Consider the following 24,271-nt stretch of genomic DNA (forward strand, 5'->3'; position numbering starts at 1 on the left):
CGGCTACCAGAGCGCCACGGTGTAACCCAGGATCAGCCGGTTTTCGTTGGTGTCACGGGCGAAGTTGCTGGTGGCGCTGGCGTTCTGCCAACGCAGCGACACATCCTTGAACGTGCCGCTCTGCACCACGTAGCCCAGGCTCAAGTCGCGCTCCCACTCACGCCCTTCGCCGTTGAAGCCGATGACCTTGGCGTTGTCGCCCTTGGCATACCGCGTGGAGAACAACAGGCCCGGCAGGCCCAGCGAGGCGAAGTCATAGTCGTAGCGGGCATGCCACACGCGCTCGCCGGTCTGGGAGAAGTTGGCCAGTTGGTACTCGGTGAACAGGTAGGTGTTGGTGCCGTCCACGTAGGTGAACGGTGTCGAACCGTACTGCGCCTGGTAACCGCCGCTGAGGTTGTGGCCGAACAGGCTGTAGCCGATGCGCGTACTCAACGCACGGTTGTCCACCTTGCCGGCCAGGGCGGCGGCGTCTTCGCTGGCGTTGAAGTAGCGAATGTCGGTCTTGAAGGTGCCGGGGCCCCACTTGAAGCTGTTTTTCACCCCCAGGTAGTGCTGCTGGTAGAGGCTTTCCAGTTGCGCGTAGTGATAGGTCAGCGCGGTATTCGGGGTGAGCTTGTACTCGCCGCCGGCGTAGCGGAACTCATCGCTTTTCGCGCTGCTTTTGTAGGCGCCGTATTGGCTGGTGAGGCCCATGTCTTCGTAGTGCGTGGAGTCGCGCTGCTTGACCTGGTCCAGCTGGCCGGCGCTCAGGGTCAGGTTGTCGATGTCCTTGGACGTGACGGCCGTGCCGCTGAAGCTCTGCGGGAACAGGCGGCTGAGGTTGGGTTGCAGGGTCGGCAGGTCGGGCACCATGTAGCCCACGCGCAGCTCGCTTTTGGCCAGGCGCGCCTTGCCGGTGATCCCCAGTTTCGAGTAGTTGTCGTGGGCGCGGCGGGCATAGCTCGGCGAGCCCGGTTCGGCCACGCTGGAGCGTGCAAGCAGGCCGGTGCCGGAGTTGTCCGGGCTGGAATCGAGCTTCACGCCGAGCATGCCGACCGCGTCCAGGCCAAACCCCACCGTGCCTTCGGTAAACCCCGATTCGACGTTGAGGATAAAACCCTGCGCCCATTCGGCACGCTTGTTCTGCCCGCTGTCTTCGCGGTAATCGCGGTTGAAGTAATAGTTCTTCAATTCCAGCGCGGCCTTGCTGTCGGCGACGAAGTCGGCGTGGGCCAGCAAGGGCATGAAACCGGCGCCCATGACGCTGGCCCCGGTGACGACTTTAGTGATGCGGTTATTCATGTGCAGGTTCCTGGCAGACAGGTTGAGTGGGGTTGTTTTTGTTTTCTTCGGCCATGGCTTCGCCCGCCTCGTCAATCAGCGACCGACGAGGTATGGGGTACAACGCATGGCCTGGGGTGCAGCAGTACCTAAATCACACTGGCGCGCAGGCGATAACTGCCATCCGCACGTTTCTCCAAGGGGCTAGCCGCCGCCAGCAAGCGGCGGGTGTACGGGTGTTGCGGGCTGTCGAAGATGGTGTCGCGCGGGCCCATCTCGACCACCTCGCCCTGGTTCATCACCGCCACCCGATGGGCGATGCGCTCCACCGCCGAGAGGTCGTGGGAGATAAACAGGCAGGCGAAGCCGTATTGGCGTTGCAGGCGCTCGAACAGTTCGAGGATCTGCTTCTGGATGGTCATGTCCAACGCGGAAATCGGCTCGTCGGCGATCACCAGCTTGGGCCGCCGCACTAGCGCCCGGCCAATCGCCACGCGTTGGCGTTGACCGCCCGAGAGTTGGTGGGCGAAGCGCTCGCGGAACTGCTCGGGCAAGCCCACGTCCACCAGGGTGTCGGTGACGCGCTGACGTTTTTGTGCAGCGTTCAATGCCGGCTCATGGCGCAGCGGTTCGGCGAGGATCTGGCCGACGGTCATGCGCGGGTCGAGGGACGAATACGGGTCCTGGAAAATCATCTGGCATTGCAGGCGATGCACGCGGTTGGCGGCCTTGAGGATGTCCACGCCCTGGAACAGGATCGCCCCGGCGCACGGGTTGACCAAACCGACCACGGCGCGCCCGAGGGTGGTCTTGCCCGAACCGCTGCCACCGACCAAGGCCAGGGTTTCACCCGGCGCAATGCTCAGGTTCACCGAATGCACCACGCGCTTGGGCACGCTGCGCCCCCAGAAACTGCGGGGGCCTGGATGTTCGATACACACATCACGCACCTGCAACAACGCCGCGTCCGCCGTTGGCAAAGGCACCAACTCACCACGCCGGGGCAGTGCTTCGAGCAACTGGCGGGTGTACTCGGCCTTGGGCGCGAAGAGGATATCTTCGATACGCCCCTGCTCCACCGCCTTGCCCGCGCGCATCACCACCACTTTGTGCGCATAGCGCGCCACCAGTGACAGGTCATGGCTGATAAACAGAATCGCCGTGCCTTGCTCGCGGGTCAGCTCCAGCATCAGCTCGATCACGTCCAGTTGGGCCAGGCAGTCCAGCGCCGTGGTGGGTTCATCGGCGATCAGCAGCGCCGGGCGCAGCAGCATCACCGAGGCGAGCATGATGCGTTGGCGCATGCCACCGGAGAACTGGTGCGGGTAGGACGCCAGGCACTTTTCCGCGTCCTTGATGCCGATGCGTTGCAGCATGGCGATGCAGCGCTCGCGGATCGTCGCCGCATCCAGCGCGGTATGCAGCTTGAGCGCCTCGCTCATCTGCCGGCCAATGGTCAGCGCCGGGTTGAGGGAGACCATCGGCTCCTGGAACACCATGCCGATCCGCGCGCCACGCACTTCCCGCATGGCTTTGGCGTTGTTGCTGTCCAGCGGTTCGCCCTGGAAGGTGATGCGCCCGCCGCACACTTGCATCGGCGCGGGCAGCAAGCCAATGGCGGCGCGGGCGGCCATGGTCTTGCCGCTGCCGGACTCGCCCACCAGGGCGACGATTTCACCAGGGGCCAGGGTAAAGCTGAAATCATCGACAGCCAGCGGGCCGTCCACACCGACACGAATCTGGAGGTTTTCAACAGTCAGTAAAGGCACTGGAACGCTCATGCTCATTTCCTCATGCGCGGGTCGAGACGATCGCGCAAGGCATCGCCGAACAGATTGATCGCCAGCAACGTCAGGCTGATAAAGATGCCCGGGAAGATCCCCAGCCACGGCGCGTTGGAGATATAGGTGCGGCTCGCCGAGAGCATGCTGCCCCAGGTCGCGGCCGGTGGTGGTACGCCGAGGCCGAGGAAGCTCAACGCGCTCTCCGACAGCAGCGCCCAGCCGAACATGCTGGTGGCCAGCACACACAACGGTGCCAGGCAGTTGGGCGTGATGTGGCGGAACATGGTGTACAGCTCGGAGTTGCCGATCACCCGCGACGCCTCGATAAACTCCAGCTCACGCAACGACAGCACGCTGCCGCGCACCACCCGCACCACCGACGGCGTGTAGGCAATACCGAGGGCGAGCACGATGCCGTATTGGCTGGCCCCGACAATCGCCATGATGCCCAGGGCCATAAGGATGCCGGGGAACGCGAGCAATGCGTCGTTGAGCATCATCAGGATGCGGTCGGTCCAGCCGCGCAGGTAACCGGCGAGCATCCCGATCAACGTGCCGCAGACCACTGCCACGCTCACCGACAGCAGGCTGATCCACAGGCTGGTGCGTGCACCGATGATCAAGCGGCTGAACACATCCCGGCCAAATTCATCGGTGCCCAGCCAGTGCACGGCATTCGGCGCATGCAGACGGGACAGCAGGTCGAGCTTGAGCGGGTCGTAAGGTGTCCACACCACACCCAGCAACGCCAGCAACACCAAGGCTGCGAGTAAGCCGCCGCCAATCAGGGCGTTCAGCGGTGGGTAGCGCCGACGTCGGCGCGGCGCGATGGCCGTTACGCCGGGCAAGGCAGGCGTCTTCAGGTTCATAGCTTCACCCTTGGATCGAACAGCGGATACAGCAGGTCTACCAACAGGTTGACCAACACATAGATGCAGGTGATCAGCAGCAGGCAACCCTGCAACACCGGGTAGTCGCGGGAGAAGATCGCGTCGACCATCAGCCGGCCGATGCCGGGCAAGGTGAACACGGTTTCCAGCACCGCAATGCCGCCGAGCAGGTTGCCGAGGATCAGGCCGATCAGGGTCCAGGTCGGCGCGAAGGCGTTGCGCAAGGCGTGTTTCCACAGCACCGCGCTCTCCGACAGTCCCTTGGCCCGGGCATGGGCGATGTATTCCAGGCGCAGCACTTCAATGGTGCTGGCCCGGGCCATGCGGGCAATCGCGCCGAACTCCACCAGGGTCAGGGTGACGATGGGCAGCACCACATAGGTCAGCGCCTTCATCGGATCAGTGCCGAAACCGACATAACCAATCACCGGCAACCAGCCCAGTTGAATGCCGAACACATACAGCAGCAACAGGCCCAACCAGAAGCTCGGCACCGACAGCAACAGCGTCGCCGTCGCCACCAGGCCGAGGTCCATCGCGCTGTTTTGCTTCCAGGCCGCGAGCAAGCCCACCGGCACCGCCAGCAACGTCGCCAGCAATACCGCCACCAGCACCACCGTGGCGCTGACGCTGAAGCGCTCCACCAGCAGATCCAGGACCGGCTGGCGGCTGCTGATGGACACCCCGAGGTCGCCACTGAGCACCGACTTGATCCAGATCAGGTACTGGGTCACCACCGAGTGGTCCAGCCCCAGGCTGCTACGCATGTCGGCCAGGCTTTGCGGGTCGGCCATGTCGCCGAGCATCAGCAAGGCCGGGTCGCCGGGGATCAGGCGGATCAAGGCAAACACAATCACCGAGATCAGCAACAGGGTCGGCACCGCCATGCCGAGCCTGTGTGAGATGAATCGAAACATAGCGCTACGCCTTACTTGGAAGTGTCGGCCAGCTTCACGCCCCACAGGCGCGGCTTGGCAACAGGCCAGGAACGGTAACCTTCAACACGCTTGCCCATGGCGCCGATGGCGGTGCCGTTGTAGATGACCACCATCGGTACATCCTTGAGCATCAGCGTGTGCAGTTGGTCGAACAGCGGCCGGCGCTTGGCGGGGTCGACTTCGCGCTGGGCCTCACGCAGGATCGCCAGGGCCTGGGGGTTGTCCCAGACTTTGCGTGGTTCCTTGTCCTTGTCGCCGATCACCGATTCGTAGCTTTGCGCAGCATCGAAACGCCCCGAGTAAGAGAACGCCATCATCTGGTAGCTGCCGGTCTGGTAGCGCTCCAGCTGCGTGCCCCACTCCAGGGTTTCCATTTCGATGTTCACGCCGGCTGCCTGGACCATAGCTTGGCTGAGCAGGCCGAGGTCAAACATCTGCGGGTAGCGCTTGTTGACCAGCATGCGGATTTTTTCACCGCGGTAGCCGGCCTCTTTCAGCAGGCGCCGGGCCTCGTCGAGGTTGTAGGTGTAGCCCTGGTGCGCCGTGGCGTCGTAATAAGGGCTGGCGGTGGGGATCACCGAGTTGTTGACCACCGACAAACCATCGGACAACGCCGCGACCATCTGCGCGTAATCCAGGGACAACGCCACCGCACGGCGGATGCGCACATCCTTGAGCAACGGGTCGCGGGTCTGGAACAGCAGGCCGCTGATGGTCATGATCGGGCTGACTTGCACCTGCAGGTTCTTCACCTGCTTGAGTTGCGCGGCGTCCATCGCCGTGACGTCCGGCAGCAGGTCAACGCCACCCGACAGCAATGCGGCCTTGGCCGAGGCGGAATCGGGGATCACTTCAAAGCGCACCTTGTCGACAAACGCCTGCTTGTTGCCGGTGTAGCCGTCTGCCGTGGCCTCGGCCCGTGGGCTGTAGTCCTTGAAGCGGTCAAGTTCGACGTACTGGCCCTTCTGCCATTTGCCCAGGGTGAACGGCCCGGTGCCAATCGGCGTGCGCCAGCTGCCATCGGCGGCCAGGGAGTCCGGGTGCAGGATGCCGCTGCCGGCACAGTCCGGGCGGGCCATGGCGGCTAGGAACAAGCCGTTGGCCTGGTCCAGGGTGAACACCACGGTGTTGGCGTCGGGGGCGGCGACATCGACGATCTTGGCCGCGCCGCGCCCGTCGAACTCCGCCAGGCAACGCCACTGGGTCTTGGGGTCGAGGTAACGCTGCCAGGTCCATTGCACGTCCTTGGCCGTCAGTACCTGGCCATTCTGGAAGTGCACGCCGTCGCGCAGGGTGAAGGTGTAGCGCAAGCCATCCGGCGACACGTCGACCGCACTGGCGAGCATCGGCGCGATGCTGGTGTCTTCGCGGTACGCCACCAGGCCTTCGACGATGTGCATCATCACCGCGTCGGTATTGTCGTCGCGGTTGACGCCCGGGTCGGTGCTGCGGATATCACCGTTGAGGCCGACGCTGATGACCTTGTCCTGGGCGACGGCCATGGACAATGTGCACGCCGATAGCGCGACGGCCAGTGCCGTCTTTACGTAGTTGTTCACGGGAGAAAGACTCCTTGAAGAAATGTTCCGGTCGTTGGCGTGGGCCAAGGCAGGACCGGCATCAGAATGAGTGAATCCTTGGTTATTGTTATACGGTCTGTTCTGAGTGCAGCGTGCAGCGGTGAATCAGCCCAGGCTGCGCTTGTGGCGCAAGACCTTGGCGAAAAAGTCCTGGGCCGCCGGCATGGCCTTGACGCCCTGGTGCGCGACGTTGGGCAACAGGTCGAACTGCACCTGTACGCCCGCGGCTTCAAAACTGGCCTGCAAGCTGGCCAGGCGTTCCGGGCGCGTACGCCCCGCTCCGTTGGCCCCGGCCATGTAGTGTTTGCTGCCTTCGCGGTGGGTGATTTCCCAGGTTTCCAGGTCGGCATCACCGACCACCATATGCACCGGCAACCGCTGCAAGGCCGGAAGGTTCAGCGGCTTGCCAAAGCGCGTCGCGAAATCGCGCACGCCGACCCACCAGTCCTGGTCGGCATCGAGCAAGGTCACCGAGCCCGGCGCGCCGATGGAAGCAGCCCAGAGTTTTTCCGGGTGCAGGTAGCAAAAGCGATGGGTGAATTGCCCGCCACCGGAATAACCGAACAGCGCGAACGTATCGAAGCGCCGGCCGTAACGCTCGCCGACGTTGGCGATCATGTCGAGCAGGATCTGGTCGTAGCGGATATCGCCCTCGACCATCTGCTTGTAGCCATCGCCATTGCCATCCCCCAGCACACCGACCGGGAACAGGGGCGACAGGATCACACAATCGTTCCAGCGGCCAAACTCCGCGAAACCGTTGCGGTAGACCTCCATGGCGCGGGTCGAGCCGTGCAGCGACACCACCAGGTCGATGGGCCGGCTGGCGTCTTCGATGGTTTCAGGCACGTAGAGGGTGTAGGCAAAACGGCTGTCCTGGGCGTGGGAATACACCGTGGTCGCGCCGAGGTGGTAGACGTTCTTGGCAGCGCGCACGGCTGCGTCTTCAGGGCTGGTATCTGCATTGCTCATGGGGTTCATTCGCCGAGTCAGTTCGGATTTGAGTATTGGCCGGGCGCTATAAAAAGAAAAACTAATTAAACTTTAGCCTGAGTAAACAAAACCTTTACGATGCAGCCACACCCACGACCACGGGCCCGCCCATGAGCAGCATTCGCTTCTTCAAGACCTTTATCGCCGTCGCCGAGTACGGCAGCTTTGCCGCTGCCGCCGACCGCGTGGCCCTCACCAATGCCGCCGTTGGCCAGCAAATGCGCGCCCTCGAAGAGGAAATGCGCCGCCCGCTGTTCGACCGCAGCCAGCGGCAGATCAAGCTCAGCCGCGATGGCGTGCTGTTGCTGCCCAAGGCCAAGCGCCTGCTGGCGGACTACGAGCAGATGATCGCCGAAGCGCCCGACGGCGAGGCCATGGAAGGTGAAGTGTCGATTGGCGGGATTACCTCGGGCATGGGCCTGCTCGCCAATTGCCTGGTGCAACTGAAAAAGCTGCACCCGCGCATCTCGGTGAACCTGATGACGGCGCGTTCCGACGAAGTGGTCAACCTGGTCCACGCCGCCAAGCTCGACGCCGCCTTGCTGATCGAGACGGCACGGCAGAACTTCGACGGCCTGAGCTGGACCCTGCTCTACAACGAACCCATCGTGATGCTCGCCAATGCCACGCAGACTGCCGGGATCAACGACGCGGTGGAGTTGCTGCGCACCCAGCCGTTCATTCGTTACGACCGCTCCACCGCCGTGGGCCGCAAGGTGCAGTCGATCATCAAGAGTGAGTCGGTGGAGCCGCTGGAGATCCTGGAGCTGAACTCGATCATCGGCATTGCCGATCTGGTGCGCCAGCAAGTCGGCGTGGCCATCGTGCCGTTGCTGAAGAACTTTGACTGGCACAAAGACCCCAGCCTGCGCGTACTGCCGCTGCCGGGCGACTTGGCGGTACGGCGGGTGGGGATTCTGGAGCAAGGCACGAAAAGTGCGATTACCGGGGAGATTCGCAAGCTGCTGATGGCTGCCGTGGCGAAGTGAGGCGTGGTGTTACGCCGTGGTGCTGACCAGCGTGCCCGAGGTGTCGCCGCCCTCGGCAGTGACTGCCTGCAACAACGCTGCGGTGGCGGTCTGCAAGGCCGCTGAGGTGGCACTCACCTGGGATTGCGCCGCTGCAACCGCTGCCAACTTGGCCTCTTCGCTCTGCTTGCTGGACTGGGCTTTCTGCACCGCTTGCTGCTGTTCTTGCAGTTGTTTTTGCAGTTCTTCGATCTGTTTTTTCAGGGCCTTGACGGTATCGGACTCTTCCGAGGTCGAGGTGGTTGCCGCGCCTGCGCCTGCGCCGCCGGCTTTTTTGCTGTCGGTGCCGGCGCTGGTGGTGGTGCTGGAGGCTTCGGTGGTGGCGGTGTCCGTCGCCGTGGTGTCAGTGCTGCTGGCACTGCTTACAGCGGGAGTGGTTGCTGCGCTGGGGGTGCTGGCGATAGTGACGTTCATGGTAAGTTCTCGAGTGCAATTGGCGAACTTTATACGCCGCGTAGCCATCATTACGCCAGCTTCACCGGGGTAAACTTGGTATCAGAAAAGCTATAATATGCGGCGCTCGGTTACACACCCCAAGGAAGAAACAACAGATGAGCAAGACCGCTTACTGGCTACGTCTTGTGGCCTCGCTCCCGCTATATCTCCTGTCCATCATGATGTGGATTCAAACCCCAAGGACGATTGCCGACGCCGTACGCCTGTGGCGCCGGGGCTACTTGACCTCTTACGAGCAAGGCCTGGCGATCGGTTACATCATCGGCGGCGTGCTGGTGGCGGCGGTGGCCTATGGCATCTGGCGCCTGGCCCGCTACCTGCGCACGGGCTACTTCAAGAAGCAGCCCAAACCTGCGCCCACGCCGTGGCCGTGATCAGGGTGCTTTGCTTGATGGTTTTGAGGTAATCATCCCGAAGCAGCGCATCTCCATCTGCTTGCCGTATTTCTCAATGACCGCCATGCGGGCTTCCTTGGTGCTTTCAATCGGGTAGTCCTGGACCTGACGCATAAACACAGTGCGTATGCTTTTTTCCATATCAGAGGTGCCGCTCCCCTGCCAAGGCGGTTCGGTGTTTTCCTGCCGGGCCATCATGGCCGCAATGCCATCAGCCTCCCAAGTACGGCAGTACTGGCGCTCCTGCTGGGTCATGATGATCTTGTCGCCCTCGCTGTGCCACGCCCAGGCGCCGGAACTCGCGAACACGGCGCTCAGCGCCAAGGCATGGGTGAACAACCTGCGCAGCATAGTGTGATCCCTCACGGCTTGACGACCGAGGCACTTTTCCCCGTCTCGATGTCACGAATGTCGTAACTCCATTGGTTCAACGACGAAAAACCATACAGCCCGTACGTGCGCCCCGGGGCCAACTCCACGGTCAGCGGAACCAGTGCCGTGTGCGTCTGCGCGGTGATGAACTTGCGCACCTGCAGGGTATGGACGCCAGCCCCCACGCGGTATTCGCTCTGGCGGCTCAGCCAGTACAGGGTCTGTTCCCCGTCGATCTTGACGATCGTCAGCGACTTATCGAACTGCTGGATCGTCACGACTTGCTCGGCAGGCTTGCCTTTCGCGCTGTCGTGTTCGTAATGGATACAACCGGTCAGGGCCAGGCTCGCCGCGAACAGCGCGCCACTCTTTTGCAAGTTTGCCAGCATCGTCTCATTCCCTTGAAAAAGGCCATGATCCTAGTGGCATTCCTACAAGGGATCAACGCAGGCTTACTGCCACCCTCCCCCCATGACCTTGTACAACGTCACCCGATTGCTCTGTTCGGCCAGGCGCAAGGTGATCAGGTCCTGTTCGGCGCTGTACAGCGAGCGCTGTGAATCCAGGGCCTCCAGGTAGCTTTGCGAACCGGCGCGATAGAGTGCATCGGACAGGTCGAAACTTTTCTGGCTGGCCTCGGTAAACGCCTGCTGCGCGGCCAGGCGCTGGTCCAGGGTGCTGCGCACCGCCAGCGCGTCGGCGACTTCCTTGAACGCGGTTTGCAGGGTTTGTTGATAGGTCTGCACCTGGATCTCCTTCTCGACCTTGGCCGCATCCAGTGTGGCGCGGTTACTGCCGGCATCGAAAATCGGCAGGCTGATACTCGGCGCAAACGTCCAGGCGCCACTGCCGGCCTTGAACAACCCGGACAAGGCCGCGCTGGCAGAGCCCGCATTGGCCGTCAGGCTGATGCTGGGAAAGAACGCCGCCCGCGCCGCGCCAATGTCGATATTCGCCGATTGCAGGCTGTGTTCCGCCGCCAGCACATCCGGCCGACGCTGCAACAGGCTCGACGGCAATTCAGCCGGCACTTGCACCAGCGCCGCCGCAGACTCCAGGCGCGTACCCGGCAGCAGCGTGTCGGGGATGTCGCTGCCGACCAGCAGGCGCAACGCGTTGCGGTCTTGCAGGATCTGGCTCTGATACTCCGCCACATCGCCGCGCGCCGACTCCACGGTGGTTTGCGCCTGGGCCACCGCCAGTGCGGCAGAACCGCCGAGGGCGTGGCTGCGTTGGGTCAGTTCATAAGTGGTCTGCTGGCTGGCCAAGGTGTCCTGGGCGAGCTGCAATCGCTCGTTGTCGGCAGCCAACGTCAACCACGCTGTTGCCACTTCGGCGACCAGGCTGATCTGCGTACTGCGCCGGGTTTCGGTCAGCGCCAGATAGGCTTGCAGGGCTTCATCCTGAAGATTCTGCACACGGCCAAACACATCCACTTCATAACTGCTCAACCCCAATTGCGCGCTGTAGTCATGGCTGGTGGACGCCACGCCGCTGCTCGACAGCGACCCCGGCGTGCGGCTGTGAGTGCCGCTGACGCCCGCATCGATGCTCGGCAACGCCGCCGCACGCTGGATGCGGTATTGCGCCTGGGCCTTTTCGATATTCAGGCTGGCCAGGCGCAGGTCGCGGTTGTTGGCCAGGGCCAGGGTCTGCAATCGGGCCAGGCGGCTGTCGGTAAAGAACGGCTGCCACTGGATATCCGCCGCGACATCACCGTTGACGCCGGCTTGCCATTGCGCGGGGATCGGGGCTTCGGGCCGCTCATACGTCGGCGCCAGATTGACGCAACCATTCAGCGCGAGGACGGCCAGCAAGGGCCAGTGAAACTTGATCATGCGTCACCTGTATTGGCAGATGGGGTCGACACGCGACCGAAACGGCGGCGGATCATCACGAAGAACAGCGGGACAAAAAAGATCCCCAGCAGCGTGGCGCTGAACATGCCGCCCAACACGCCCGTGCCAATGGCCTGCCGCCCAGCGGAACCTGCGCCGGTGCTCAGGGCCAGGGGCACCACGCCAAACATAAACGCCAGGGAGGTCATCAGGATCGGCCGCAGGCGTTGGCGCACGGCGATCAACGTCGCCTCGCGCAGGCTCCTGCCCTGCTCATGCAGGTGCTTGGCAAATTCGACGATGAGGATCGCGTTCTTCGCCGCCAGGCCCACGGTGGTCAACAGCCCGACCTGGAAGTACACGTCATTGCTCAGGCCGCTGACCTTGGTCGCCAACACGGCGCCAACCACCCCCAGCGGCACCACCAGGATCACCGAAAACGGCACCGACCAACTCTCGTACAACGCCGCCAGGCAGAGGAATACAAACAGCACCGAGACCGCGTACAGCAACGGCGCTTGCGAACCGGACAACCGCAACTGGTACGACTGCCCCGTCCACTCATAACCGATGCCCGCCGGCAGTTGCCTGACGATGGCTTCCACCGCATCCATCGCCGCGCCGGAACTCACGCCAGGCGCCGGGTCCCCCACCACTTCCAGGGACGTGTTGCCGTTGTAGCGTTCCAACAGCGGCGAACCGTAGCTCCACGCGCTGCTGGCGAAGGACGAAAACGGCACCATCTCGCCCAGGCTGTTGCGCACGAACCAGTGGCTCAGGTCCGCCGCCTGCATGCGCGATTCGGCGGCGCCCTGCACATACACCTTTTTCACGCGGTCCTGGTTGAGGAAGTCATTCACGTAGCTGCCACCCAACGCCGTGGACAAGGTGGTGTTGATATCGCTGGTGCTCAGGCTCAAGGCCCCGGCCTTGCGGTCGTCGATCGTCACCTTGAGCTGCGGTGTATCGTCCAGGCCGTTGGCGCGCACCCCGAGCAAGCGCGGGTCTTGCTTGGCCAGTTGGATAAATTGCTCGCGGGCCGCCACCAAGGCCTCGTGGCCGAGGCCACCAAGGTCCTTGAGCTGCAAATCGAACCCCGAACTCTGGCCCAGGCCGCGCACCGCCGGTGGTTGCATGACGAACACGTCGGCATCGCCGATGCTTTGCAACGCCAGTGTCGCCCGCTGGGCAATCGAGGCCGCGTCCTGGCCGCTCGCCGAGCGTTCACTCCAGTCCTTGAGGCGGATAAACGCGCGCGCGGTGTTCTGGCTGTTGCCGCCCATGCCCAGGCCGGTGATGCTGATCATCGCCTCGACCTCTGGCTGCTTGAGGAGATAGTCCTCGAACTGCGTCATCACCGCCTGGGTACGGCTGTCGGTGGCGCCCACCGGCAATTGGATCTGCGCCATCAGGGTGCCCTGGTCCTCGTCCGGCAAAAACGAGGTAGGCAGGCTCGCATACCCCGCCGCCATCGCCGCCACCACCACCGCGTAGATCAACAAACTGCGGCGCCCGCGTTGCAACACGCCGCCCACCAGGCGTTCATAGGCGAGGGAGCTGCGCTCGAAACTGCGGTTGAACCAGCCGAAGAAACCGCCCTGGGCATGGCTGGGTTTGAGCAGCGTGGCGCACAACGCCGGGGTCAGGGTCATTGCCACCAGCACCGACAGCACCATGGCCGAGACAATCGTCACGGAAAACTGCCGGTAGATAATCCCCGTCGAGCCGCCAAAAAACGCCATGGGGATAAACACCGCGCTCAGCACCAGCGCGATGCCCACCAGGGCGCTGGTGATTTCCGCCATCGACTTGCGCGTGGCCTCCAGGGGCGACAATCCTTCTTCGCTCATCACCCGCTCGACGTTTTCCACCACCACGATCGCATCGTCCACCAACAGGCCGATGGCCAAGACCATGGCGAACATGGTCAGGGTGTTGATCGAGTAGCCAAACAGGGCGAGCACGCCAAAGGTGCCGAGCAGCACCACCGGCACGGTAATCGCCGGAATCAGCGTGGCGCGAAAGTTCTGTAGAAACAGGAACATGATCAGCACCACCAGCACGATGGCCTCGCCGAGGGACTTGACCACTTCCTCGATGGACAGGCTCACGAACGGCGTGGTGTCGTAGGCGATCACGTTTTTCAGCTGCATTTCAGTGGGGTAGAACGGCTCCATTTCCGCCAGCCTGGCCTTGACCGCCTCGCCCACGCTCAGCGCATTCGCACCGGCCGCCAGTTGCACGCCCATGGCGGATGCGGGCTTGCCGTTGAGCGCCGAGGTGATGTCATAGCTCTCACTGCCCAGTTCCACCGTGGCCACATCGCCCAGCAGCACCAGCGCGCCGTCGCTGCTGGACTTGACTACCACATTGCGAAATTCCTCGGCGGTTTGCAGCTTGCTGCGCGCGGTGATGGTGGCGTTGAGTTGCTGGCCTTTCACCGCCGGTAACGCGCCAAGCTGGCCGGCAGAGACTTCAGTGTTCTGCGCTTCGAGGGCGCTGCTCACGTCGGACGGCATCAGCGCGTATTTTTCCAGCAGTGCCGGGTCCAGCCAGATGCGCATGGCGTAGCCCGAGCCGAGGGTTTGCACCTCGCCCACGCCGTCGAGGCGGCTGATGGAATCGAGCAAGGTGCTGGAAATGTAATCACCGATCTGCGTGCCGGTGACACTGGGGTTGTCCGAGGCCAGCGCGGCGATCATCAGGAAGTCCGAGCCGCCCTTGGTCACCGTCAAGCCTTCGCTTTGCACCGACTGCGGCAAGCGCGATTCGGCCTGTTGCAGCTTGTTCTGCACCTGCATTTGCGCCACGTCCGGGTCGGTGCCGGCGCCAAAGGTCAGGTTGATGCTGGCGCTGCCCGCCGAGCTGCTGGAGGACGACATATAGGTCAGGTTGTCGAGGCCGGTGAGGGCCTGCTCGATGACCTGGGTTACCGAGTCTTCGACGGTCTTGGCCGACGCGCCGGTGTAGGTCGCGGAGATGCGCACCGTCGGCGGCGCGATGTCGGGGTATTGCTCCAGCGGCAACTGGCTGATGGACAGCGCACCGCCGAGCATGATCACGATGGCAATGACCCAGGCAAAAATCGGTCGATCAATAAAAAAACGCGCCATGCTCAACCCTCCTGCGCCAGTGCGGCGGCAGCGGCGGCTTTGGTCTGCACCACGGCGCCGACGCGGACTTTTTGCCCACCTTCGACGATCACCTGGTCACCGGCCTGCAACCCGGCCGTCACCCACCATTGATTGCCCACCGCACGGTCGACCGTGAGCACCCGTTGCTCGACCTTGCCCTCCACCACCAGCAACACCGAGGTCACGCCGCTGGCGCTGCGGCTTACGGCCTGTTGCGGGATCAGGATCGCCTGTTTGTCGCGGGCCTGTTCCAGCACGCCGCGCACGTACATGCCCGGCAACAGCAGGTGCTCGGGGTTGGCGAACACCGCACGCAAGGTCACGGTGCCGGTGCTCTGGTTGACGCTGACGCCGCTGAACGTCAGGCGGCCTTCGTGGTTGTAGGTGCTGCCGTCATCCAGCTTGAGGCTGATGCGCGCTTCGCCATTGGCGTTGGCTTGCAACACGCCGCTGGCCAGGTCGCGCTTGAGGCCGAGCAACTCGGTGGTGGATTGCACGACATCGACGTACAGCGGGTCGAGTTGCTGCACGGTGGTCAGGGCCGTGTCCTGGTTGGCCACGACCAGTGCGCCGGGGGTGACGGTGGAGGTTTCGATGCGCCCACCCACCGGCGAGCTGATGCGCGTGTAGCCAAGGTTGATGCGCGCGGTGGCCACGTCGGCTTCGGCCACTTGCACGTCGGCGGTCGCGGTCAGCAGCGTGGCTTGGGAGTCTTCGTGGGTTTGCTGGCTGATGGCGTCGATCTTCACCAGTTGCGCGTTGCGCGTGGCGGTGGTCTGCGCCGACTTGAGGCTGGCGCGCGCCTTGCTCAACGTGGCCTCGGCCTGGGTCAGCGCTGCCTTATAGGGCGCGGCATCCAGCTGGTACAGCGCTTGCCCGGCCTTGACCTCGGCGCCTTCGACAAACAGGCGCTGCTGCACGATGCCGCCGACCTGCGGGCGGATCTCGGCGACCATAAAGGCCTGGGTGCGCCCGGCCAGTTCCGTGGTCAGCACCTGGGCTTTCGGTTGTACGGTAAGCACCGTGACCTCTGGCGTGACAGCCTGCGGCGCCGGGTCGCCGGCCGAACAGCCGCCGAGCACCGCAAGAATAATCAGGGAAAGGACAACGGCGGCGGTTACCAGGTATTTGGCGAAGAATTTGGTCGACATATCTGCCTCTGCAAGACGGGGTGGCGCAAGCCTTACCCTTATGCTGCGAGGCAAATGTGCAGGAAAATTGAAGATTGCCCGCCCGGGTTGAATCTTTCGCGCCTGGGGGCCTAAATGGGCGGGTGTCTTTTTAACCACGGCCCTGTGTGCATGAAGCTGAGTATCTCCACCAAGTTGTTTATTGCGGTGCTGGCCGGTGTGCTGCTGGTCATCCTCAGCATGGGCGTGGCCACCAGTTGGAGTTTTGGTCGCGGCTTTCTCGGCTATATCAACGAGCAGGCGCTGGAGCGCATGGCCCCGGTAGTGCCGCGCCTGGCCAGTGCCTACGAGCGCGAGGGCGGTTGGGAGTTCTTTCGCAATCAGCCAGACCGCTGGTTTGAAGTGATGCGCCCCGAGCCGGGTGAAAAGCAGGCGGTGCGCGACTTGAAGACGCCGCAGATCTCCGACCTGACCGGCGCCCTGTTCCGCATCGCCCTGCTGGATCAAGACAAAAAACGCGTGACCGGCTACCCCGCCATTGGCGACGACGCCCTGGCCCTGCCGATTGTGGTGGCCGGTGAAACCGTCGGCTGGCTCGCCGTGACGCCGTTCCAGAGCGTCACCGAAGCCGGCGGCGAGCGTTTCCAGCAATACCAGTTTCGTACCAGCCTGGTGATGGGCCTGTTCTCGCTGCTGATGGCGATGCTGATTGCCTGGTGGATCGCCCGCACCTTGCTGGAGCCGGTCAAGCGCGTGGCCGCCGCCACCCACCGCCTGGCCAGCGGCGACTACAGCAGCCGCGTCGCGGTGGCGTCTGACGATGAAGTCGGCCAGTTGGCCCGCGACTTCAACCAATTGGCCTACACCCTGGAGCGCAACGAACAGATGCGCCGCGAGTTCATGGCCGATGTCTCCCACGAACTGCGCACGCCGCTGTCGGTGCTGCGGGGCGAGTTGGAAGCGATTGAGGACGGTGTGCGCAGCCTGGACCAGAACGCGATGAAATCGCTGCAAGGCGAAGTCAGCATGCTGAGCAAGTTGGTGGATGACCTGTATGAGTTGTCGTTGGCGGACGTCGGCGCCCTGACCTATCGCAAGGCGCCGTGCGGGCTCAACGGGTTGCTGGAACACAGCGTGGCCATGTTCCAGGAACGCCTCAATGCCCGACGGTTGCGCGTGGAGTTGGCGCTGCCGAGCCAGCCGCTGGAGTTGGTGGCGGACGCTGATCGTTTGCAGCAGTTGTTTTCCAACCTGCTGGAGAACGCCGTGCGCTATACCGACCCAGGCGGCGTGGTGCGGATCAGTGCCGCCGTTGAGCGCGATGAGGTGCGCATCGAATTCATGGACTCCGGCCCCGGCGTCTCGGCCAGTCAGCTGCCGCGTCTGTTCGAGCGCTTCTACCGGGGTGAATCCTCGCGCAACCGCGAAAGCGGCGGCGCCGGGTTGGGGTTGGCGATCTGTCGCAGCATCGCCCTCGCCCACGGCGGCAGCCTCAGCGCCGACCACTCGCCCCTCGGCGGCCTATGGCTGACCCTGCGCCTGCCCCGGAGCGCATAAGCCATGGACATTCTGATCGTCGAAGACGAACCCAAACTCGCCGCCCTGATGCAGGACTACCTGAGCGCCGCCGGCTACACCACGCAGTGCCTGGACAACGGCCTGCAAGTGGTGCCCGCCGTGCGCGCCCACGCGCCGAAACTGATCCTGCTCGACCTGATGCTGCCCGGCCGCGACGGCATCCAGCTGTGCCAGGACCTGCGGGGGTTCAGCGCGGTGCCGATCATCATGATCACCGCCCGCGTCGAAGAAGTAGACCGCCTGCTCGGCCTGGAACTGGGGGCCGACGATTACATCTGCAAGCCCTTCAGCCCACGGGAAGTGGTGGCCAGGGTCAAGGCGATCCTGCGCCGTGGCCCGCAACTGCTGACCAATGCCGCAGCCCGCTTGGTGATCGACGAAGCGCAATACCAGGCAACCCTCGATGGCGTGGCCCTGGACCTGACGCCGCTGGAACTGCGCCTGCTCAACACCTTCGCCCGTGCACCGGGGCGGGTGTTCTCCCGCGATCAGTTGCTGGACAACATCTACTCCGACCACCGCGTGGTGACCGACCGCACGGTGGACAGCCATATCCGCAACCTGCGGCGCAAGCTGGAGCAGGTGCGCCCGGGGGAGACGCCGATTGAGTCGTTGTATGGCGTGGGGTATCGCTTCCAACTCTGAGGCCACCCCAGTTCAACTGTGGGCCCAGGCCTCTGTGGGAGCTGGCTCTTGTGGGAGCTGGCTTGCCTGCGATGCAGACACCTCGGTATATCAGGCACACCAGGGTGATGCTATCGCAGGCAAGCCAGCTCCCACATTTTGACCGCGATCGATCACAGCATCGGGGTCGTGCTGACAACGCGCAGTGCCAAGCCTTCGTACGCATCCAGGGTGATGGTGAATTCACCCTCCGCCGTCAGGTCGCCTTCGACCCGCTCATTGATAATGTCCACCACCGGCCCCGGCGCAATGTCGGGCAAGTGCAGGGTTTCAGTGATCGGCGTCGCGCCAAAGTTCAGCGCGGTGATTTGCGTGCCCTTCCCCGCCGGCAGCTCATGAACCATGATCAGCAGCCCAGGGTTTTGCACATCCGGCACGAGGATCTGGCGGCTCGCCGCGATGTCGTAGGCTCGGCGAACCGCGAGGATTTTTTGCAGCTGTGAGGCAAAGGATTCGGGGTCCTGCAATTGGCTGTTGAGGCTGCCATACAGGCTTTGCGCGCGCGGCATCTGCCCGGCGGACAGTTCGGCGCCGGGGTTGAGGTCCACCAGGTCGTAGGCCCCGCGATGAATCCAGCGTGTGTCACCATCGCCCATCAAATGCGCCACGCTATCCGCCGCCAAAGGCAACGCGCCCACCAGGTCCCAGCCGGACAAGGCAAATACCCCCGGCTGCATGGCGTTGTACATCACCAGCAGCAGGTGGATCTGGCGGATCTGCTGGATATCCGCCGAGGTGATCGCCGCCAGGTCGCGAATGCCCAATGCCGCCGTGATGATGCTGGCCGTGGTGCAGGCCACGCCGTTGGTGACGAACTTGAGGTTATACGGCGCCTGCTCGCCCGCCAGGCGCTCGTACATCTGTTCGCGGATGTGCTCGCGCAGGCTGTTGCCGGGGAAGGTCTGGCCCTGGTATTGATAGCTGTCATGGGCGTGCAGGGTCCAGAAGTGCACCAGTTCCAGGGTCAGTTCGTCGTGGTTTTGCAGGGCATGGATCAACGAACCGGGGTCGATGCCCAGGCTGTGCATCTGGCGCAGCATCAGGCGCAGGAATTCGGTATCGCCCATCAGCAAGGCATGCTGGTAGGCCGGGCGTGTGATGAAGTCGTAGGACAGGTCTGCGCCGCCGTGGGACATGGCGGCGATGTCGTCCACGGTCAGGTTCAATTCCTGGAAGCTGAAGCCGCCCGCCTTGCGAATCGCCCCGCCCAGCAGTTGGTTGCCGGTGATCGACAGCGGGTGGCTTTCCGACCAGGCCGTGCCGTCCAGCTTGCGTTCCACGCCGAGGAAGCCGTTGGCATCCAGGCGCAGGATCTTCGCACCCATCACATCGATGGCGTGCAAGGCGTCGCCGATGATCATCTGCTGCGCGGCGAAGCTCGGGTCCAGCCAGTTCAGTGAGGGCTGGCCGGCCTTGAAGTAATGCAGGTACACCCAGCGGCGCGGCTTGCCGTCCACGCCGAGGACGACCGGCGTGGCGCTCCAGTCGGTTTCCTTGACGCCGGGCTCGAAGAAAATCACCCGCTGCAACTGGCCGACGATGTAGTGCTTGTCACGCAGGGCATCGACCTGGGGCGGGCTGAGGTTGTGCGCGTCATCGCCCTCGGCGACGTCGGGCAGCAGCGGCCAGTCTTCTTCGCGGATCTCCACCATGTGGTAGAGGCCGGGGTAGTCCTCGTAGGCCATCTCGGCCAGGCGAAAGTCCGCGCCCTTGCCGGTGTGGGACGGGATCACATCGTCGATGATCACCGCATTGTGCGCGGCGGCCATGCGCGTCAACGCCTGCAACTGCGCCTCGGTGCCCAGTTGCGGGTCGATGTCGAAGCTGATGCGGTCGAAATTGCCGTCGATGGTCGGCGTGTGCTGGCTGCCGCTCAGGCCGCCGGACTTTTTCAGCGGGCCGTTGTGGATGCCCTGGATGCCGATCTTCGACAAGGCCTGCCACAGGCTTTCATCGCCAAGGGCTTCCAGTACCGTACCGCCGTCACGGGTGACAATCGACGCCGGGTAGGCGGTAAACCACACCGAAGACAGCGCCGTCGCGTCCCGTGGCCGGGTCTGCGCATAAGGCTGCTGCCACAGGCGCCCTTGCCCGGAATAGAGCCTCGCGCGCTGGCGTGCCGCGTGCAGCATCGACTGTTGCACCAGCCAGTTCACATGATCATTGTCCGCCGCCGTCATAAGCCCGCTACCTGTCGTGGAGAAACGTTGGGTGTAGACATATGAGGGGTGTGGGGGCGAATCGTTGCATTGGGTGGTGGGTCTGGGGTTTGGATGTTGTCTGGGCTGGCGCTATCGCAGCGATGCGGCGACCCGACAAGCCAGCTCCCACATTTGACCGTGTTCACAATTCACCCTGTGGGAGCTGGCTTGCCTGCGATGGCGCCGGTACTGCCAACTACCCCGCTACTTGACCAACCGCTTCTCCTTGGAAGGCCGATACCCAAAGTACGAGCTGTAGCACTTGCTGAAATGGCTCGGCGACACAAACCCGCAGGCCACCAGCACTTCCACCTGGGACAGTTCAGTGTGCTGCAACAACCGCCGCGCTTCGGTCACGCGCAGTTCCATGTAGTAGCGCTGCGGCGTGGTGCCCAGTTGTTCCTTGAACAACCGCTCAAGCTGGCGCCGGGAGCGGCCGGCGTACACGGCCAGTTGGTCCAGCTCCAGGGGTTCTTCGAGGTTGGCGTCCATCAGCTTGACCACTTCGCGCAACGGCGCGCTGACGCTGACGTTTTCCGTCGGCTTGATGCGCCGGTAGCGCGATTCTTCAAACGCCAGGATGTCTTCGATGCCTTCGACCAAGGCTTTGCCGTGCAGGCTCTTGATCCAGTCCAGGGCCATATGAAACGCCCCGGATGGGCTGGACGCCGTGAGCCGGTCGCGATCGATCACAAAGGGTTCGCTGGTGACGTGGGCCGCCTTGGACACCTCCGCCAACGCCGGGCGATGTTCCGGGTGGATCGCGCAGTGGTAGCCCTGGAGCAAGCCGGCACGGCCGAGAAACCACGAGCCATTCCACAACCCCGCCAGGCCCACGCCTTGTTCGGCGGCAACCCGCAGCAGTTGCACGAAGTCGTCGCCCGCCTTGAGTTCGGTGCGAAAGCCCCCGCAAATCACCAGCAGTTCCAGCTCGTGCAACGCCGCGACGTCGAGGCGCGCATCCGGGCGGATCACCAGGCCGAGGTCGCTGATGACTTCGCCGTCGTCCCAGCCAAAGGTGCGCGTGGCAAACAGATCCGGGCGCAGCAGGTTGGCGGTGACCAGGGTGTCGAGGGTCTGGGTGAATGCGGGCAGGGAGAAGTGTTCAAGCAACACAAAGCCGACACGGGTGACCGGCGACGGCTGTTGCGGGTTGTCATTCAGGTAGCGCAGGTTCTTGCCTTTCATGCCACCGCTGAACTGGCGTCTTTCCATCGAGGGGTTGCCCACTTTATTGTTGTTGGTGCAGTGGGCGCCATCTTAGAGGATTGGCGCACCAAATCGGCGAAATCGCGGCATCCAATGATCGAGGATCTGCGCGGACGCCAGGATATGGTGCGCGCGACCGATCAGCAATCGGCGCGGCACAAAGCCGATGTAGCGCGAATCCGCGCTGTTGTCACGGTTGTCGCCGAGCATGAAGTAGCTGTCGGCAGGCACGACCAGCGGGCCGAAGTCGCGGCGTGCGCGCACCTGGGGCATGAACTGGATGCTGCGCCGACTGTTGCTCGCCAGCTCGGTCAGCTGGATCCCGGCGATGGATTGCTCAGGCGAGATGCGCTCGCTGATGGCCTGCGCATCGAGGTAGGTGGCCGGCTCGCCGTTGATCCACAGCACCTCGTTTTTCATTTGCAGGGTGTCGCCGGGGATGCCGACGATGCGCTTGATCAGGCGCACGCCGTCCTTGGGTGAGGTGAAAGTAACCACGTCGCCCCGTTGCGGGTTTTCCAGCGCGACTACCGAGATGTCGGTCAGCGGCAGCTTGAGGTCGTAGGCGACGCGATTGACCAGCACCACATCGCCCTCCACCAGCGTCGGGCGCATGGAGCCGGAGGGGATGGGGTTCCAATCGGCCAGGGAGGTGCGGAAGATGCCGAAGCACAGCCAGAAAATAATGGCGTAACGGTATTTGCTCAACAGACGTCGCATACATCCTCGCACGGGCACGGTAACGGTCACTATCGAGCGTAAAGATTACAGGTTGGCGGGCGCATAAACACCGGATTGTGGGCTGAGCTTGAACAATCCGCCACCCTGCACAGCCTGAAGCCAGGGGCCTGAGCGTGCATCTGATACGGTTTTTTCTTTTGCATCTGCCTCTGTATCGAAAACTGCCCCGGGCGGACAATACGCCCACTCCCGACACCCTTGTCGAGTGCACCAGGACACTTCCTGGCGCCCCCTTCCCTTCGGAGGCCTTATGACCAAGATGGCAATTTTCCTGTTCGGCTTTTTAGTGCTGACCATCGGCATCGGCCTGCTGGCGACCATCTCGCCGGTGTAACGCGGTCAGCCGGCAAACAACATCGGGTACAACGACAGCACCAGCAGGCCCGCCATTGACCCGTTGAACACCCGCAACCAGCGCGGCTCGCGCAACACATTGCGCAGGCCGCTGCCACAGCCCACCCAGACACACACGCTGGGCAGGTTGACCACGGCAAACACCAAGGCGATCACCAGCACATTGGTGACATACCCCTCGGCCGGCGTATACGTAGTGATTGCCCCCAGCGCCATGATCCACGCCTTGGGATTGACCCACTGAAACGCCGCCGCGCCGAGGAAGGTCATTGGCTTGCCGCGGGCATCACTGCTCTCGGACATGCCGGCGGACGTCGCAATCTTCCACGCCAGGTACAGCAGATACGCCGCGCCCACATAACGCAACACCGTGTAGGCCCAAGGGAACACCTTGAACACCTCGCCCAACCCCAGGCCGACCGCAATCACCAACAGCATGAAACCGATGCTGATCCCCAGTGCGTGGGGCATCGAGCGACGAAACCCAAAGTTCACCCCCGACGCCAGCAGCATGGTGTTGTTGGGCCCCGGGGTGATCGAAGACACGAAAGCGAACAGCACAAAGGCTGAGAGCAGGCTGGTAGACATGAACATGGCGCAGCATCCAGACGGTGGTGACAGGCCTGTGACAGTAGAGGTTTGGCGGGCCGAACGCCCCGTACAGCTAAGGGTGGATCGGGGAATACACTTTCGCTGCACAAAAAAAAGGAGCAAACCGCAACGGCTTGCTCCCCGGATGCACGACTTAGCGCTGGCCACCGCCACCGCCTGGACCACCACCGTGGCCGCCGCCTTGTCCGTGCCCACCACCACCACCACCACCACCACCACCACCACCTGGTGGTGGCATGAACATCCAGCAACCCGAAAGGGTGGACAACAGCGCGACCACGACGGCCGCCTTGGTCAAGTCACTCAACTTCATGAAAACACTCTCTGCTTGGCAATATTTGTTTCGCGAGAGATAGGACAAGCGAAAGCCGACGGCGTCACGGCTATCGTGTAACGTGTTGGTAGGCTTTGTATTTTTAAACTTACAACGCGCTGCGAACCAAGCGTTTGCACACAGCGCTATCGGGGTTTGAAACATGATGATCGTTCGATGTGTCACCTTGGTTGCCCTGCTCGGCCTATCGCCCCTGACGATGGCTGAACCCGCTATTGCAGTGGGCTTCTCCCCGGAAGGCTCGGCGCGGACCTTGGTCCTGGAGACCATCGGCAGTGCGCGGCACAGCATCCAGATGCTTGCCTACGCCTTTCAAGCGCCCGACATCACCCGGGCGTTGGTCGAGGCGCAAAAGCGTGGGGTGAAGGTGCGTGTGGTCATCGACAAGAAACGCAACCTTGGTAAGGCAAGCACCACCGCTATGGATTTTGTCAGCCGCAACGGCGTGGAGCTGCGCACCAGTGACCACTTTCACCTGCAGCACGACAAGGTGATTATCGTTGATGGCAGCACCGTGCAAACGGGGTCATTCAATTATGCGACGTCTGCGGAGACGGCGAATTCGGAGAATGTGCTAGTGATCAAGGGGGCGCCGGAGATAGCTCGGCGGTATGTGGATCATTGGCAGTCGCGGTGGGAGCTTGGGGTGGGGTATACGGCGCGGTGAGGAACTGGCCGAGGTCGGATTCGAACCGGCTCATGGGGGCTTGCAACCCTAACAGACTGAACACCACACCCGAATCAGCCCCCCCCCCCC

Annotated in this window: 22 protein-coding genes; 5 read left to right on the top strand and 17 right to left on the bottom strand. The window is 63.2% G+C overall.

Annotated elements, in window-relative coordinates; all coding sequences use genetic code 11:
* Positions 1-3: 3 nt before the first annotated feature.
* From B348_RS0100710 to B348_RS0100735, 6 genes are all read right to left on the bottom strand, one after another.
* Positions 4-1,284 carry an OprD family porin gene (locus B348_RS0100710; protein WP_017734255.1) on the bottom strand — a complete coding sequence of 427 codons (1,281 nt, stop codon included), beginning with the start codon at positions 1,282-1,284 and terminating at the stop codon, positions 4-6.
* A gap of 128 nt (positions 1,285-1,412) precedes the next feature.
* Complete coding sequence (locus B348_RS0100715; protein ID WP_017734256.1) at positions 1,413-3,044, bottom strand: ABC transporter ATP-binding protein; 1,632 nt, start codon at positions 3,042-3,044, stop codon at positions 1,413-1,415.
* A gap of 2 nt (positions 3,045-3,046) precedes the next feature.
* Positions 3,047-3,916: an ABC transporter permease gene (locus B348_RS0100720; protein WP_017734257.1), complete on the bottom strand. Its 870-nt coding sequence runs from the start codon at positions 3,914-3,916 to the stop codon at positions 3,047-3,049.
* Complete coding sequence (locus B348_RS0100725; protein WP_017529519.1) at positions 3,913-4,854, bottom strand: ABC transporter permease; 942 nt, start codon at positions 4,852-4,854, stop codon at positions 3,913-3,915. Before B348_RS0100725 ends, B348_RS0100720 begins: the two co-directional genes overlap by 4 nt.
* 11 nt (positions 4,855-4,865) lie before the next feature.
* Positions 4,866-6,434: an ABC transporter substrate-binding protein gene (locus B348_RS0100730; RefSeq protein WP_017734259.1), complete on the bottom strand. Its 1,569-nt coding sequence runs from the start codon at positions 6,432-6,434 to the stop codon at positions 4,866-4,868.
* 126 nt (positions 6,435-6,560) lie between these two features.
* Positions 6,561-7,427 carry a hydrolase gene (locus B348_RS0100735; RefSeq protein WP_017734260.1) on the bottom strand — a complete coding sequence of 289 codons (867 nt, stop codon included), beginning with the start codon at positions 7,425-7,427 and terminating at the stop codon, positions 6,561-6,563.
* Positions 7,428-7,558: 131 nt separating this feature from the next.
* Between B348_RS0100735 and B348_RS0100740 the strand changes: the two genes are divergently transcribed.
* The gene (locus tag B348_RS0100740) at positions 7,559-8,437 is read left to right on the top strand and encodes a LysR family transcriptional regulator (protein ID WP_017734261.1); all 879 of its coding nucleotides are present in this window, start codon (positions 7,559-7,561) and stop codon (positions 8,435-8,437) included.
* A 9-nt stretch (positions 8,438-8,446) separates the two neighbouring features.
* On the opposite strand, the gene B348_RS0100745 is transcribed toward B348_RS0100740, so the two are convergent.
* Entirely contained in the window at positions 8,447-8,890 is a 444-nt protein-coding gene (locus tag B348_RS0100745; RefSeq protein WP_017734262.1) for a hypothetical protein, read from the bottom strand.
* 137 nt (positions 8,891-9,027) lie between these two features.
* Between B348_RS0100745 and B348_RS0100750 the strand changes: the two genes are divergently transcribed.
* Positions 9,028-9,306 (top strand): hypothetical protein, encoded by a 279-nt coding sequence (locus B348_RS0100750; protein ID WP_017734263.1) that lies wholly within the window; start codon positions 9,028-9,030, stop codon positions 9,304-9,306.
* Here the strand turns inward: B348_RS0100750 and B348_RS0100755 are convergent, their stop codons facing one another.
* From B348_RS0100755 to B348_RS0100775, 5 genes are all read right to left on the bottom strand, one after another.
* On the bottom strand, positions 9,307-9,678 hold the full coding sequence (locus B348_RS0100755) for a hypothetical protein (RefSeq protein WP_017734264.1): 372 nt from the start codon (positions 9,676-9,678) through the stop codon (positions 9,307-9,309). It abuts the gene before it with no gap.
* 11 nt (positions 9,679-9,689) lie between these two features.
* Positions 9,690-10,088, bottom strand: a complete 399-nt coding sequence (locus B348_RS0100760; protein WP_017734265.1) for a hypothetical protein — start codon at positions 10,086-10,088, stop codon at positions 9,690-9,692.
* Between the two features lie 63 nt (positions 10,089-10,151).
* A complete protein-coding gene (locus B348_RS0100765; protein ID WP_017734266.1) occupies positions 10,152-11,537 on the bottom strand; it encodes an efflux transporter outer membrane subunit in 1,386 nt (461 codons plus the stop codon).
* Entirely contained in the window at positions 11,534-14,650 is a 3,117-nt protein-coding gene (locus B348_RS0100770; protein ID WP_017734267.1) for an efflux RND transporter permease subunit, read from the bottom strand. The genes B348_RS0100765 and B348_RS0100770 overlap by 4 nt, the downstream gene beginning before the upstream one ends.
* A gap of 2 nt (positions 14,651-14,652) precedes the next feature.
* Positions 14,653-15,822 carry an efflux RND transporter periplasmic adaptor subunit gene (locus B348_RS0100775; RefSeq protein WP_017734268.1) on the bottom strand — a complete coding sequence of 390 codons (1,170 nt, stop codon included), beginning with the start codon at positions 15,820-15,822 and terminating at the stop codon, positions 14,653-14,655.
* 114 nt (positions 15,823-15,936) lie between these two features.
* On the opposite strand from B348_RS0100775, the gene baeS reads away from it, so the two are divergent.
* Positions 15,937-17,358, top strand: a complete 1,422-nt coding sequence (gene baeS / locus B348_RS0100780) for a sensor histidine kinase efflux regulator BaeS (protein WP_026136453.1) — start codon at positions 15,937-15,939, stop codon at positions 17,356-17,358.
* 3 nt (positions 17,359-17,361) lie between these two features.
* The gene (locus B348_RS0100785) at positions 17,362-18,024 is read left to right on the top strand and encodes a response regulator (RefSeq protein WP_017734270.1); all 663 of its coding nucleotides are present in this window, start codon (positions 17,362-17,364) and stop codon (positions 18,022-18,024) included.
* A gap of 152 nt (positions 18,025-18,176) precedes the next feature.
* On the opposite strand, the gene treS is transcribed toward B348_RS0100785, so the two are convergent.
* From treS to B348_RS1000000131695, 5 genes are all read right to left on the bottom strand, one after another.
* Positions 18,177-20,243 carry a maltose alpha-D-glucosyltransferase gene (gene treS / locus B348_RS0100790; protein ID WP_017734271.1) on the bottom strand — a complete coding sequence of 689 codons (2,067 nt, stop codon included), beginning with the start codon at positions 20,241-20,243 and terminating at the stop codon, positions 18,177-18,179.
* A gap of 225 nt (positions 20,244-20,468) precedes the next feature.
* On the bottom strand, positions 20,469-21,452 hold the full coding sequence (locus B348_RS0100795) for a GlxA family transcriptional regulator (protein ID WP_017734272.1): 984 nt from the start codon (positions 21,450-21,452) through the stop codon (positions 20,469-20,471).
* Positions 21,453-21,524: 72 nt separating this feature from the next.
* On the bottom strand, positions 21,525-22,193 hold the full coding sequence (gene lepB, locus B348_RS0100800; RefSeq protein WP_017734273.1) for a signal peptidase I: 669 nt from the start codon (positions 22,191-22,193) through the stop codon (positions 21,525-21,527).
* A 360-nt stretch (positions 22,194-22,553) separates the two neighbouring features.
* Positions 22,554-23,162, bottom strand: coding sequence for a LysE family translocator (locus B348_RS0100810; protein ID WP_017734274.1), 609 nt, complete (start codon positions 23,160-23,162; stop codon positions 22,554-22,556).
* A gap of 151 nt (positions 23,163-23,313) precedes the next feature.
* Entirely contained in the window at positions 23,314-23,493 is a 180-nt protein-coding gene (locus B348_RS1000000131695; RefSeq protein ID WP_085986514.1) for a hypothetical protein, read from the bottom strand.
* A 163-nt stretch (positions 23,494-23,656) separates the two neighbouring features.
* Between B348_RS1000000131695 and B348_RS0100820 the strand changes: the two genes are divergently transcribed.
* A complete protein-coding gene (locus tag B348_RS0100820; RefSeq protein ID WP_026136454.1) occupies positions 23,657-24,181 on the top strand; it encodes a phospholipase D family protein in 525 nt (174 codons plus the stop codon).
* Positions 24,182-24,271: the final 90 nt, after the last annotated feature.

It is taken from the genome of Pseudomonas sp. CBZ-4, assembly GCF_000346755.1.
Lineage (GTDB): Bacteria > Pseudomonadota > Gammaproteobacteria > Pseudomonadales > Pseudomonadaceae > Aquipseudomonas.